Here is a 12,182-nt window from a genome sequence, read left to right as displayed (position 1 = left end):
GTTGTTTGTGCAAAATTGGACTGTAAAGATTTCACATCACTGGAAATAAAAAAAGCAGCAAGCCCCATTGTTTATAATGGTTGGCCTGCTGCTTTCATTTATCACCTTCTCTGGAAGGTTTTACGCTCCCAGGTTTTCACTTTTCATCAATTCATCTACGGTTTCGATGACGCGTTCTTCGTCCGCTCCATCCGCGATCACTTTAATTTCCTTGCCTTTTGAAATCCCTAAAGACATGACGCCCATAATCGATTTCATGTTCACTTGCTTCTCTTTGAATTCCAATTTGACCTCAGAAGCGAATGATGAAACGCTCGCTACTAGTTTTGCTGCTGGGCGTGCATGAAGCCCTTCGTCGCTTGTAATCGTGTAATTTTTTTCAATCATTTTCTAATCTCCTCTTTATCGTTTAATATCGGTGATGAATTTATAGCGGTCCGCCCGGTAAATGCTTCGAACAAGTTCAAACGGACTGCCATTCCCCAAATAGCTGAGGCGTTCAATGCACAGTACCGGGGACGGCATGCCAATTTTCAAAAGCTCGGCATCTTCCTTTTTCACCAGAGCAGCTTCCATTCGCTGGGAAGCATGGCTGATCCTTAACTGCTGCTCTTCTATTATAGAATAAAGTGAGCCTTTTAGCGCTTCTTCCGTTAGTCCGGGGAAAAGTTTTACAGGCAAAAATGTCCGTTCGATGGCCATCGGCTTGTCATCTGCGTAGCGGATCCGTTTAAAGGAAAATACTTTTTCTCCGCTCTGGAGGCCCAGTTCCCCGGCAACGTCCGGTTCCGGGTCGATTTCCTTGAAATCAATGAGTTGATTGCTCGGCACCATGCCTCTCGCTTTCATGTCTTCCGTGAAGCTTGTAAGCCCATTCAACGGCTGTTCCACTTTCGGGGAAGCTACAAATGTGCCCCGCCCTTTTTCTCGGTACAGCAAGCCGTCGTTGACTAAGTTCGTGACGGCTTGCCGCAAAGTCATGCGGCTGACGCCAAAGCTTTCCGTCAACTCGCGTTCTGACGGAATCGCGGCACCTGCTTCAAATTCTCCCGCTGAAATACGGGCTCTCAACTGTTCTTCGATTTGAATATAGATGGGGATGGGAGATTGCTTATCGAGCAATTCGTTCACAGCCCTTCTGCCTCAACCAACCGATAGGCTTCGCGGTCTGCAATCAACGTGACATCGGCATGCTTCCATAAAAATGAAGCCGGAAAATCCTCGCTGATGTTTTTTTCCAATAAGGTTTTCACCGCTTCGGCTTTTTGTTCGCCGGAAGCCAGCAAGAGAATCTTCCTGCTCTTTAATATCGAAGCAATGCCCATCGTAATCGCATGGGTCGGCACTTCATCAAGCGATTCAAAAAAACGGGCATTGTTCTGGCGGGTCGAATCGTCCAGTTCAATGATATGTGTCAAGCTCTCTTCAGCGGTTCCGGGTTCGTTGAAACCGATATGTCCGTTTGTCCCCATCCCGAGAATTTGCAGATCAATCGGCCCGATCCGGTCAATCAACGCTTCGTAGCGCAAGCATTCCTCTTCCACCGAATGTGCCTGGCCATTCGGAATGTAGGTATGGCTCATGGAGATATCGATCTGCTTGAACAAGTTTTCAATCATGAAAATCCGGTAGCTGTTCGGATGGTTTTTATTGAGCCCTCTGTATTCATCCAGATTGAAAGTTTGGACATGTTCATAAGAAATGCCGCGTTGCTGATGGCCTTCAATCATTCGCGCATATAGCCCGAGCGGCGTGGAACCGGTCGCAAGCCCAAGAACCGAATGCGGATTTTCAGAAACTTGCTGTTCCAGAATTTCCGCAGCGCGTCTGCTCATTTCTTCGTAATTTTCAACTACGATCGTGTTCATTGCATTTCCTCCTTTGCAAAAGCAATCGTCCCCCTGCAAATTGTCATCTGAACGTTTAACTCCTCATCCAATAGGACAAGATCCGCGTCTCTTCCCGCTTCGATCTTCCCTTTTTTCGCCAGCCCCAGCTCTTTGGCGGCATTGGCAGAAGTCATCGCAACCAAGTCTGAAATGCTGCAATGGGTCACGGATCGCACATTGCGAATCGCGCGGTCCATCGTCAAGATGCTCCCGGCCAAAGCGCCGCTTTCAAGCCGTGCCCCGGTTTCTGTCACGTGGACGTCCTGTCCCGCCAAGTCATAAACGCCATTCGGCAACCCTTTCGCCCGCATCGCATCCGTGATCAGGATGAGCCGGTCCGGCCCTTTTAGCCGATATGCCATTTCAACCGATTTCGGATGGCTGTGAATAAAATCAGCGATCAGTTCGACGGTCAATTTTTCTTCCAATAGCGCGGTCCCGACTACACCCGGATCGCGGTGGTGAAACGCACTCATCTGGTTATACAAATGCGTGATGTGGCTTGCGCCTGCGCCAATCGCTTTTTGCATCTCATCGTAAGTGGCATCTGAATGGCCCATTGAAGCGATGATGCCCGCCGATTTCAGCTGTTTGACAAAAGCGAAACCGCCTTCGATTTCGGGTGCCATCGTAATCATTTTGATGCGCTTTCCGCTGAGCACTTGCCATTTATTGAAAAGCGAAGCCGATGGCAGCGTGATGAATTCTGCTGGCTGCGCGCCTGGCTGCTCCGGTGAAATGAATGGCCCTTCCAAATGGATTCCCAGCATTTCTGCCTGGTTTTCATCCGCTTCAAACGTGCTGGCGTTTTCCAACGCTTTTGAAATGGCTTCGTCCGATTGGGTCATCGATGTTGCAAGGAAGCTGGTTGTCCCTTCTTTAGGCAACGACGCCGCCATTCCATCCAAAGCTTCCGGCGTAGCATCCATGACGTCGTGTCCGGCAGATCCGTGGATGTGGACATCGATAAATCCGGGAGCCGCGGTCCAATTCTTGTCCTTGCCATCGATTTCGATATCAGCAGGACGCGAGATTTCAGGTGCTATTTCAATTATTTCTTTTCCTTCTATAAAAATGTCGCCCATAAAGCTTTCATTTACGGCATCGGCAATCCATACACGCGAGATTTTCATGGTCTTCTTCATTTTTATCCGCTCCTTATGAAAAACCAGGAAACTCGAGATCCGAGTTCCTGGTTAGACGGTTTCTTATTTATTCGACTTTTAGAATAGACGCAGTTCCCTGCTTCTGATTGCCGTCTTTTAGCATCTGCAATTTTTGTCCGGTTAAGTTCGTAAAGATGACCGGCGTGACAATAGACGGTGCATTGGCTTCGAGGTAGGCAAGATCAAGTTTCAATAACGCATCTCCTGCCTGGACGAGCTGCCCTTGCTCGACTAAAGCTTCAAACCCCTCGCCTTTTAATTTTACCGTATCCAGCCCCACGTGAATAAGCAGTTCGACTCCGGTATCCGTTTGGATGCCGATCGCGTGTTTTGTCGGGAAAACCGTGACGACTTTTCCGTCAATCGGTGAATGCAGCATATTTCCTGAAGGGATGATGCCAAATCCTGGCCCCATCATTTCTTTTGCAAAGACATCATCCGGCACTTCAGCGAGCGGAATGATTTTACCGTCAATCGGCATGAAGAAATCTTTGTCGATGATGACTTTCGGAAGATCCGCTTCAGCCGGCATTTGTTCAATCGGCGCATCCAGATTTTCCGGAGTTGGATTTCCTTTTGCCAAACGGCTCTTCATGGCATCCGCCAAGAACTCAACCGCTGTTCCAATTACTACCTGAACATTGGTTTTATTGACTTTCATCAAGCCCATTGCGCCATGGCGCTTCAATTCTTTTTCGTTCACTTTGTCTGCGTCTTTCACTGTCAGGCGCAAACGCGTCGTGCAATAATCGACGGTTTGGATGTTATCGCTGCCGCCAAGTGCGTTGATCGTGTGGTAAGCGCGGATGTCGATTCCGTTATTGCCTGTATCCGCATTGCCGTTTTCTTCGTCTTCATCTTCACGCCCTGGCGTTTTCAAGTCCAGTTTGATGATCAGGAAATAGAAAATGAAGAAGTAAATCACACCTACGACAAGGCCCATAACGAGCAAGACAAGCGGGTTCTGGGCAAGCCCGTAGTTCAACACATAATCGATGGCGCCGGCCGAGAAGCCGAAGCCGTGATGGACATCCAGTGCATAAGCGACCATCATTGATACGCCGGTTAACAGCGCATGGACCACATATAATAATGGCGATAAGAACATGAATGAGAATTCAATCGGCTCTGTGATCCCTGTAAGGAACGAGGTGAAACCGATACTGAAGAGCATTCCGCCGATGAGGGCTTTGCGCTCTTTTTTAGCAGCTGCATACATCGCAAGGCAAGCAGCAGGCAGGCCGAACATCATGATCGGGAAGAAACCGGAAAGGAATGGCCCGGCTGTCGGGTCCCCTTTTAGGAAACGGTTGATCTCGCCGCGCACGACTTCGCCTGTTGCATCGGTAAACGTCCCAAAGTCAAACCAGACAATCGTGTTGATGACATGGTGCAAACCGGTCGGCAACAGCAAACGGTTCAAGAAACCATAAGCCCCGACGCCGAACATGCCGGCATTCAAGATCCAATCGCCGGCTCCGTCAATCAAATCTTGCACTGGCGGCCATGCATAGCCTAAAATCCCGGCAAGTACGGTCATGGTTGCCGCGGTGACAATCGGAACGAAACGCCGGCCGCCGAAGAAAGCGAGCCAGGTCGGGAATTTCACATTATAGAACTTGTTGTATAGAAGCCCCCCGACAATCCCTGAGAGAATCCCGGCAAAAACGCCCATATTAATGGACTCATTGATCGTTACGATCGCTGAAGTTAAAACAAGATATGCAACGGCACCGGCGAGTGCGGCTCCTCCGTTGCTGTCATGGGCAAGCCCGAAAGCAATCCCGATCGCAAAAATGATGGCCAAGTTGTCGATGATCCCTGCTCCTGCCGCTGACAGAAACGGAATGCCGAAGAGGTCATCTTGCCCTAAACGCAGCAGCAAAGCGGCTGCAGGCAATGTTGCAATGGGGAACATTAACGACTTCCCGATTTTTTGCAGAAAACTGAACAAGTTAATTCCACCCTTCTTATTGGTTTTTAGCCGTCACTATGACGAGAAAATGTATAGATGTCTATACCAATTCTATTCCTATATGTATGCGTTTTCAATACTATTTTTTATTTAATGGAATAATTCTTTTTTCTGGTGAAGGTCCCTAGATTTTCGAGACAAAAGACTTCTGTTGACAGCTTCAAAAAACAGGCATACAGTTAGCTATTATTTCACTCTTATCTATAGGAAGTGCCATTGTGAAGCCATCCAAAAAAAAGCAAGTTAAAATCTCTCCACCCATCGTCATTGCTAGCAGCTTTTTGTTTTTAATCACCTTAGGGACCCTGCTATTAAAGCTGCCGATTGCTACAACTGCACCGATTTCCTGGACAGACGCTTTGTTTACTGCCACATCGGCCACTACGGTCACTGGACTTAGCGTATTTGACACTGACACCACGTTGACCCTATGCGGTGAAATGGTCTTGCTCTTGCTAATCCAGTGCGGCGGTATCGGGCTGATGACTTTTGCAGTAGCAATCCTGATTTTGCTGCGGCGGAAAATCGGCCTCCAAAATCGGATCTACCTGCAAGAATCCTTCTCTCAAAACTCCATTGGGGGAATTGTCAAACTCGTGAAAATGATCCTTACTTTCGCGTTAAGTGTGGAAGCGATCGCTATCGCCATGCTGACAATTTATTGGCTGCCGGACTATGGCTTTCAGGAAGCAGTGAATTTAAGCGTCTTCCACGTTATTTCCGCTTTCAACAATGCCGGTTTTTCTTTGTTCCCGGACAACTTGATGAGCTTCGGCAATGACCCTTTTGTCCTGGTACTGTTGTCCAGCCTGTTTATTCTTGGTGGCTTAGGATTTACTGTCGTCGTCGATATTTATCAAAAAAAATCTTTGCGCTCCTGGTCGCTCCATACAAAATTGATGGTGTGGGGAACGCTCGCCTTGAATCTAGGCGCAACCTTGATCATTCTCGCCTTGGAGTTTGGCAATCCGGAATCACTTGGCGGAAAGTTGTGGGGAGAAAAAATCTTGTCTTCCTATTTTGCAGCCGTAACGCCGAGAACCGCAGGATTCAACGTTTTCGATTACGGAACATTGGAAGATCCGACCTTGTTATTCACGATGGCATTAATGTTCATCGGCGCCGGCAGTGCTTCGACGGCATCCGGGATTAAGCTGACCACTTTTATCGTCGTGCTGCTATCGACTTATGCTTTTTTGCGCTCACAAAAAGAACCGGAGATCTTTGGCCGTGCAATACGGATCGAAACCATTGTCCGGTCGCTCGCCATCACAACCATCAGCCTTCTGCTCGTGCTATTGTTTTCTTTCTTGCTGACCGTGACAGAGAAAATCCCTTTTCTGCCTTTAGTGTTTGAAGTTGTATCCGCATTCGGGACAGTGGGGCTTTCCATGGGAATCACGGCACAATTATCCGATCTCGGCGAAATTCTTTTAAGCCTCGTGATGTTCGTTGGCCGAATTGGTCCGCTCACTTTGTTTTTCATCTTAATGAAACCGAAGAAAGACCATTTCCGCTATCCGTACGACCAAGTATTTACGGGTTAAGAAAAATAGCCTGCACTCTTGCTCTCAGTCTATTGAAAACGGGCTGAATTAAAGCATCTGTTTCTAATGATCGCACTTCGGCGCTATGGACAGCGCTCCCACAATAAGCCGAGAAGACCACTCGTCTTATTGCTCCGCTCAGTCCGGAACCGCGCCGGTGCTAGAAAATTCGAAAGAGATATGGCGCAAAACAATTGAGACGATATTTATGAGCGCTTCTTAGTAGCTTCTTCAACACATAAATAGCCTGCCGGCAAAAGCCGGCAGGCTATTTTAATGCGACTGGATTCCAGTCTATCTCTTTCTTCAACAAGAATCCCGATCGATCAGGCTTGGTTGAAGCCGGTGCACAACCGGACTTTCTTTTTCCGAAGTTCCGTTGATCTGCTTCAACAAAAGCTCAGCTGCCAAGTTCCCCATTTCAATCGTCGGCTGCGAAACAATCGTAAGCGACGGTGAATAGAAGCTCGCAAACGGCACTTCGTCAATGCCGATGACTGCGACATCTTTTGGAATATGCAGCTGCTGCTCTTTCATGAATTTCAGCACTTCGATCAAGACAATATCATTGCCGGCAAGAATGGCTTCCGGCGGCTCTTCCAAAGCAAACAAATCTTCCAGCACATTTTGGATTTTCTCTGCATCGGCTGTTTGGATATACGCCCGATTGGCTGTCAGGTTCGCATCTTCAAGCGCTTTGCGATATCCTTCAATCCGTTCCACCCGCGGGCTCGTATTGCGGATGATGGAAGTCGTCACAATCGCAACTTTTGAATAGCCGCTCTCGGTGAATTTGCGGATCGCCAGTTCAGCTGCCCGGTGATTGTCCAGCATGACCGTTTCGATTTCCAGCCCTTCAATTTTCCGGTCCATGAAGACAACTGGAAAATTTCTTTTTTTCATTTGTTCGTATAAGTCCAAGTTTCCACCGGTCGGGAAGATGATCAACCCGTCGACTTGTTTCGCCAGGAGCATTTCAATGTAATTCCGCTCTTTTTCAGGTTCGTCATCGGCATTGCAGATAATCGTATGAAACCCTTGCCCATTGAAATTGTTTTCAATCGTCCGGAGGATCTGCGTAGAAAAACTGTGAAGAATATTCGCCACGATCACACCGACCGTAAATGTCGACTTCTGCTTCAAGCTTCTTGCAATGACATTCGGATGATAGTTCAATTCTTGAATTGACGCTTCAATCCGTTTCCGGGTGTTTTCGCTCATGTATTCATAGCGTTTATTCAGATACTGCGAAACGGTACTTTTCGATACTCTTGCATGTTCCGCCACTTCTGCGATGGTCACGTTTTTCATGGACGCATCAAACCCCTGAGTATGCCATGAAGCCGCCGTCGACTGCGAGTGTCGTACCGGTAACAAAGGATGAGTACGATTCATCCACTAAGAATAGCAGTGCCCCCAATAAATCTTCCGGCTGGCCGAATTTCTTCATCGGCGTCGCTGTCAGGATTTTCTTTGAACGCGATGTCGGATTGCCTTCTGGATCGAGCAGCAAGTCACGGTTTTGCGTCGTTAGGAAGAAGCCTGGTGCGATGGAGTTGACGCGCAAGCCCGTTTCCGCAAAATGCACCGCCATCCACATTGTGAAGTTGTTGATTGACGCTTTTGCCGCGCTATAAGCAGGCACTTTCGTCATCGGTGCATACGAACTCATTGAAGACAAGTTGACGATAGCTGGGAACTCGCTCTTCAATAATTCTTTGCCGAACACTTGGCTTGCAAGGAATGTTCCCGTGAAGTTAACCGAGAATACATTAGAGAAACCTTCTTCTTCCAAGTCAAAAAATGATTTCCCTTCTGCCGATTCATCATAAGTTTCGGGACCTGTGATGGCGTCCGGATGGTTTCCTCCTGCGCCGTTGATCAAAATATCGATTTTGCCGAAAGCTTTTAAAATTTCCGCTTTCGCTTCTTCAAGAGAAGCCCGGTCCAGAACGTTCGCCGCTACTGCCAGTGCTTCGCCGCCTGCCGCATTGATTTCTTCTGCTACATCTTTCCCTTTTTCGGCTGTGCGATTTAAAATCGCCACTTTTACGCCGTGGCGAGCCAATTCGCGTGCCATCGCCGAGCAAAGCACTCCGCTGCCACCTGTAATCACTGCCGTACGGCCTTTTAAATTTTCATGGATTGGAATCATTTTGCATCCTCCGTTCTTTTCGTTTCGTAAGCGTCCCATAACCCCAGCAAGTACATGATGCCAAGTGCACGGTCGTATAAACCGTATCCTGGGCGGCAAACTTCGCCCCAGATGTGGCGGCCATGGTCCGGGCGCACATATCCATCATACTCCTGCTCGTGCAATTCTTTCACGACGCCTTTAATATCAATCGAACCGTCTTGCGTGTAATGCGACGTTTCCGTAAAGTCGCCGTTGCCGTAAACTTTTACATTCCGGATGTGGGCGAATGGCGCGCGCTTTGCATACTTGCGTGCCACTTCGACCATATTGTTCGATAAACTCGCGCCCATGGATCCTGTGCACATCGTAAAGGCATTGGATGGTGAATCAGAGATTTCGATCAGCTTCTCATAGCTTTCTTCGCCTGTGATAATGCGCGGCAAACCGAAAATCGAATACGGCGGATCATCCGGGTGGATCGCCATCTTAATGCCGGCTTCTTCCGCTGTCGGCAAGATGGCTTTCAGGAAGTAGGCCAAGTTCGCCCATAATTGCGTTTCGTCTATTTCTTTGTACGCTTCGAACAATTCGCTTAAACGATCCAATTTTTCCGGTTCCCAGCCTGGCAGCGTTAAATCTGATGCTTCACTTACTGTGCGCACCAACTCTTGTGGATCCAAATTCTCCACTTTCGATTTCTCGAAGAATAAAGCCGTTGAACCGTCCTCTAAAGGATGGAACATTTCCGTACGCGTCCAATCAAAGATCGGCATGAAATTATAGCAGATCACTTTGACGCCGACTTCCGCCAAATTGCGGATCGACTCTTTGTAGTTTTCAATATAGCGGTCGCGCTCTGCGTTCCCAAGCTTGATCGATTCATGGACGTTCACGCTCTCCACCACTTCTGTATGGAAACCGTAGGACTCAATATAATCCACTTCTGCTTTGATCGCTTCTTTCGTCCAAACTTCTCCTGCTGGCACATCGTGCAATGCCCAGACGATTCCTTTTACGCCAGGGATTTGTTTGATGTTTTCAAGAGTCACGGTATCGTTGTCTTTGCCATACCAACGGAATGTCATATTCATTTCAAGAGTTCCTCCTCTATTGTGCACTTTTTTCCATGTATTGTTTGCTTAACTCCACTGCGGCTTCAAATCCGCCAGCTGCATAGGCTTTGTTCAAATCGCTGCCGATTCCTACTGCGACAGCCCCGGCAGAGATCCAGTCCTGGATGTTGTTTAAATTGATGCCGCCTGTCGGCATGATCCGTACATGCGGAAGCGGGCCGTTGACTGATTTGATGAATGACGGCTCGAAGTTATTCGCCGGGAATAATTTGATGATGTCACTGCCGGATTCAAGTGCATTGACCATTTCACGGATGGTCATGCAGCCTGGCAAATAAGGAATGCCATAGCGGTTGCAGACCGGCGCAATGTCTTCATTGAAATGCGGGCTGACAATGAACTTCGCTCCGGCAAGGATGGCATGGCGCGCTGTTTCAGGATCTAAGACCGATCCGGCACCGAGCAGCACATCTTCATCTTTTAATGCTTCAAAGACGTTCTGCACTTGTGGTGTCGTATACGTCAATTCGATTGCGGGAATGCCTCCTTGGATTGCCGCTTTTGACAACTCAATCGCTTCTTCTTCACTAGTCCCGCGAATTACTGCAACAACTTTCGTTTTGGTCAAATTTGCTAACACTTCATGTTTTAACATTTTTTCAGCTCCTCTTCTATTTAACGTTCTACAACTTTTTCTTTACGGATCAAAGCCGTCACTTCTTCTAAATAAGGCAGCCCTTCGTTGTCGCCGGATACCGTTGTAACCAATGCTCCGACGCCGTTTGCAAATTCCAGCGCTTCTTCCGGCGAATAGCCATGAAGCGTTGCGTATACATAGCCTGCGTCAAAGCCGTCCCCTGCGCCTACTGTATCAATCGGATTCACCGGGAACGCCTCTTTTTTATGCCAAGCGCCATTTTGATAAACTCGCGCCCCGTTGCCGCCGTCTTTAATTACTAGTTGTTCGATGTTGAAGTCTTTCGCACATTGTTCAAGTGCTTGGTCTGTAGATTCACCAATGATCATCTCGATTTCATCCAAGCCTGTCAGCAAAATATCCACTGAGGGCAGAATTTCCATATATGCGGCTTTTGCCTGGTCCAAGGTCCAAAGCTTCAATCGAATATTCGGGTCAAATGAAATGCGGATAGCTTTTTCAGCTGCGATTTCCAGCACCCGTTTTACGATGTCCAAGTTTTTCGAATCAATCGCCAGGAAAACGCCGGTCAGGTGAATCAAATCTACCCCTTGAAACATGTCTTCGGTTATATCGCTCGGCTCCATTGTTAAGATCGGAGATTGATAGCGATAGTAAAAAGTCTTGCCGGAACCATCTTCCCGGATCTCTTTAAAATTCAAGGAAGTCGGATAGTTCTCCACAAACTCGACTTCCGACAAATCGACGCCTTCTCCGCGGGCAAAATTATAGATAACCCGTCCAAATTCGTCTCCGCCGAGCCGGCTTGCCCATTTGATATTCAAACCAAGGCGTGCGCAGCCGATCGCAAAATTCAATTCAGCCCCGCCCACTTTCCGGGTGAAAGAAGGCACATAGCGCAGCGGCCCAGTTTCAGAAGGATTGAACGTGATCAATGCATCTCCTAAAGTAAAAACATTATATTGATTAGCCAAGATATTACCCCTCTCTTGTATACTATATCTATTTTTATAAATCGGTTTAGTAAATCGGTTTAGTAATACTATAAATGAAAGTGCTTTCAGAATCAACCGATTGCTAATAATTTCTGAAAAATAAACCGAAGCCCCTTTTTCGCCTGATTAAGATTTCTTTTCTATTTGCTCGAATGGTTCCTTCGCGTGCAGGAAATTCCGCTTCACATAGCGAACTATTTGCTAAGCTAAATTATGACAGGAGGAATGGACATGACGCTTGTCTATCATCGTATTTTGGTAGCAGTGGATGGATCGCAGGAAGCCGAAGCAGCTTTTAAAAAATCAATCGGCATTGCCAAAAGGAACAAAGCGATCTTGAACATCATTCACGTCATAGATTTACGGGGGCATACGCCTGTTCGGCTGCATGAGCCGTATTTGGAAGATGCTGCATTCAGATACGGCCAAAATCTTTTGGAGGATTATAAAAAGGAAGCGCTGGCTGCCGGCGTTTCCGAAGTGAATGTCTATGCCGTTCCCGGCTCCCCTAAAAAAGTCATTTCGCGCGATTTTGCAAAGCAGCTTCAAGCAGATTTGATCGTCTGCGGCGCTCAAGGGTTAAACGCATTGGAGTATTTTCTCATTGGCAGCGTCTCGACAAATATCGTGCGCAGCAGTCCATGCGATGTACTGGTCGTTCGCTTGGACGGTCCGAAAAAGAAAGCAGAGAGAGAAACGATCCGGTACGAATAGCCTTTTAATTTCTGAATATTCAATTTAA

12 protein-coding genes are annotated in these 12,182 nt (G+C 47.6%); 2 read left to right on the top strand and 10 right to left on the bottom strand.

Annotation, left to right across the window (positions count from 1 at the left end):
- Positions 1-120: 120 nt before the first annotated feature.
- From MTR82_RS15135 to nagE, 5 genes are all read right to left on the bottom strand, one after another.
- Entirely contained in the window at positions 121-387 is a 267-nt protein-coding gene (locus MTR82_RS15135; RefSeq protein WP_052652988.1) for a phosphocarrier protein HPr, read from the bottom strand.
- A 15-nt stretch (positions 388-402) separates the two neighbouring features.
- A complete protein-coding gene (locus MTR82_RS15130; RefSeq protein ID WP_246809957.1) occupies positions 403-1,122 on the bottom strand; it encodes a GntR family transcriptional regulator in 720 nt (239 codons plus the stop codon).
- A gap of 5 nt (positions 1,123-1,127) precedes the next feature.
- Positions 1,128-1,868: a glucosamine-6-phosphate deaminase gene (nagB, locus tag MTR82_RS15125; RefSeq protein ID WP_052652990.1), complete on the bottom strand. Its 741-nt coding sequence runs from the start codon at positions 1,866-1,868 to the stop codon at positions 1,128-1,130.
- Complete coding sequence (gene nagA, locus MTR82_RS15120; RefSeq protein ID WP_246809702.1) at positions 1,865-3,034, bottom strand: N-acetylglucosamine-6-phosphate deacetylase; 1,170 nt, start codon at positions 3,032-3,034, stop codon at positions 1,865-1,867. Before nagA ends, nagB begins: the two co-directional genes overlap by 4 nt.
- A 67-nt stretch (positions 3,035-3,101) precedes the next feature.
- Positions 3,102-5,009, bottom strand: coding sequence for an N-acetylglucosamine-specific PTS transporter subunit IIBC (nagE, locus tag MTR82_RS15115; protein ID WP_246809701.1), 1,908 nt, complete (start codon positions 5,007-5,009; stop codon positions 3,102-3,104).
- A gap of 239 nt (positions 5,010-5,248) precedes the next feature.
- Between nagE and MTR82_RS15110 the strand changes: the two genes are divergently transcribed.
- On the top strand, positions 5,249-6,577 hold the full coding sequence (locus tag MTR82_RS15110) for a TrkH family potassium uptake protein (RefSeq protein ID WP_246809700.1): 1,329 nt from the start codon (positions 5,249-5,251) through the stop codon (positions 6,575-6,577).
- 306 nt (positions 6,578-6,883) lie between these two features.
- Here the strand turns inward: MTR82_RS15110 and MTR82_RS15105 are convergent, their stop codons facing one another.
- From MTR82_RS15105 to MTR82_RS15085, 5 genes are read right to left on the bottom strand one after another with little or no spacing between them, the layout of a single operon-like run.
- A complete protein-coding gene (locus MTR82_RS15105; protein ID WP_246809699.1) occupies positions 6,884-7,888 on the bottom strand; it encodes a LacI family DNA-binding transcriptional regulator in 1,005 nt (334 codons plus the stop codon).
- A 7-nt stretch (positions 7,889-7,895) separates the two neighbouring features.
- Positions 7,896-8,732 (bottom strand): SDR family oxidoreductase, encoded by an 837-nt coding sequence (locus MTR82_RS15100; protein ID WP_052652998.1) that lies wholly within the window; start codon positions 8,730-8,732, stop codon positions 7,896-7,898.
- A complete protein-coding gene (gene uxuA, locus MTR82_RS15095) occupies positions 8,729-9,805 on the bottom strand; it encodes a mannonate dehydratase (protein WP_052653000.1) in 1,077 nt (358 codons plus the stop codon). The genes MTR82_RS15100 and uxuA overlap by 4 nt, the downstream gene beginning before the upstream one ends.
- A 16-nt stretch (positions 9,806-9,821) precedes the next feature.
- On the bottom strand, positions 9,822-10,442 hold the full coding sequence (locus tag MTR82_RS15090) for a bifunctional 2-keto-4-hydroxyglutarate aldolase/2-keto-3-deoxy-6-phosphogluconate aldolase (protein ID WP_246809698.1): 621 nt from the start codon (positions 10,440-10,442) through the stop codon (positions 9,822-9,824).
- A gap of 20 nt (positions 10,443-10,462) precedes the next feature.
- A complete protein-coding gene (locus MTR82_RS15085) occupies positions 10,463-11,419 on the bottom strand; it encodes a sugar kinase (protein ID WP_246809697.1) in 957 nt (318 codons plus the stop codon).
- 252 nt (positions 11,420-11,671) lie between these two features.
- Here MTR82_RS15085 and MTR82_RS15080 point away from each other — a divergent pair, with 252 nt between their 5' ends.
- Positions 11,672-12,154: a universal stress protein gene (locus MTR82_RS15080; RefSeq protein ID WP_246809696.1), complete on the top strand. Its 483-nt coding sequence runs from the start codon at positions 11,672-11,674 to the stop codon at positions 12,152-12,154.
- Positions 12,155-12,182 lie beyond the last annotated feature (28 nt).

The organism is Planococcus ruber, assembly GCF_022819085.1.
GTDB classification, from domain to species: Bacteria; Bacillota; Bacilli; order Bacillales_A; family Planococcaceae; genus Planococcus; species Planococcus ruber.
Note: the sequence above shows the minus strand (reverse complement) of the source record. Positions and strands in the feature narration are given on the sequence as shown.

What these genes read in the sequence shown, in the direction of transcription:
- MTR82_RS15135 (WP_052652988.1), bottom strand. Translation starts at nt 387, where the DNA reads ATGATTGAAAAAAATTACACGATTACAAGCGACGAAGGGCTTCATGCA.
- nagB (WP_052652990.1), bottom strand. Translation starts at nt 1,868, where the DNA reads ATGAACACGATCGTAGTTGAAAATTACGAAGAAATGAGCAGACGCGCT.
- nagA (WP_246809702.1), bottom strand. Translation starts at nt 3,034, where the DNA reads ATGAAGAAGACCATGAAAATCTCGCGTGTATGGATTGCCGATGCCGTA.
- MTR82_RS15105 (WP_246809699.1), bottom strand. Translation starts at nt 7,888, where the DNA reads ATGAAAAACGTGACCATCGCAGAAGTGGCGGAACATGCAAGAGTATCG.
- MTR82_RS15100 (WP_052652998.1), bottom strand. Translation starts at nt 8,732, where the DNA reads ATGATTCCAATCCATGAAAATTTAAAAGGCCGTACGGCAGTGATTACA.
- MTR82_RS15090 (WP_246809698.1), bottom strand. Translation starts at nt 10,442, where the DNA reads ATGTTAAAACATGAAGTGTTAGCAAATTTGACCAAAACGAAAGTTGTT.
- MTR82_RS15080 (WP_246809696.1), top strand. Translation starts at nt 11,672, where the DNA reads ATGACGCTTGTCTATCATCGTATTTTGGTAGCAGTGGATGGATCGCAG.
- uxuA (WP_052653000.1), bottom strand. Translation starts at nt 9,805, where the DNA reads ATGAATATGACATTCCGTTGGTATGGCAAAGACAACGATACCGTGACT.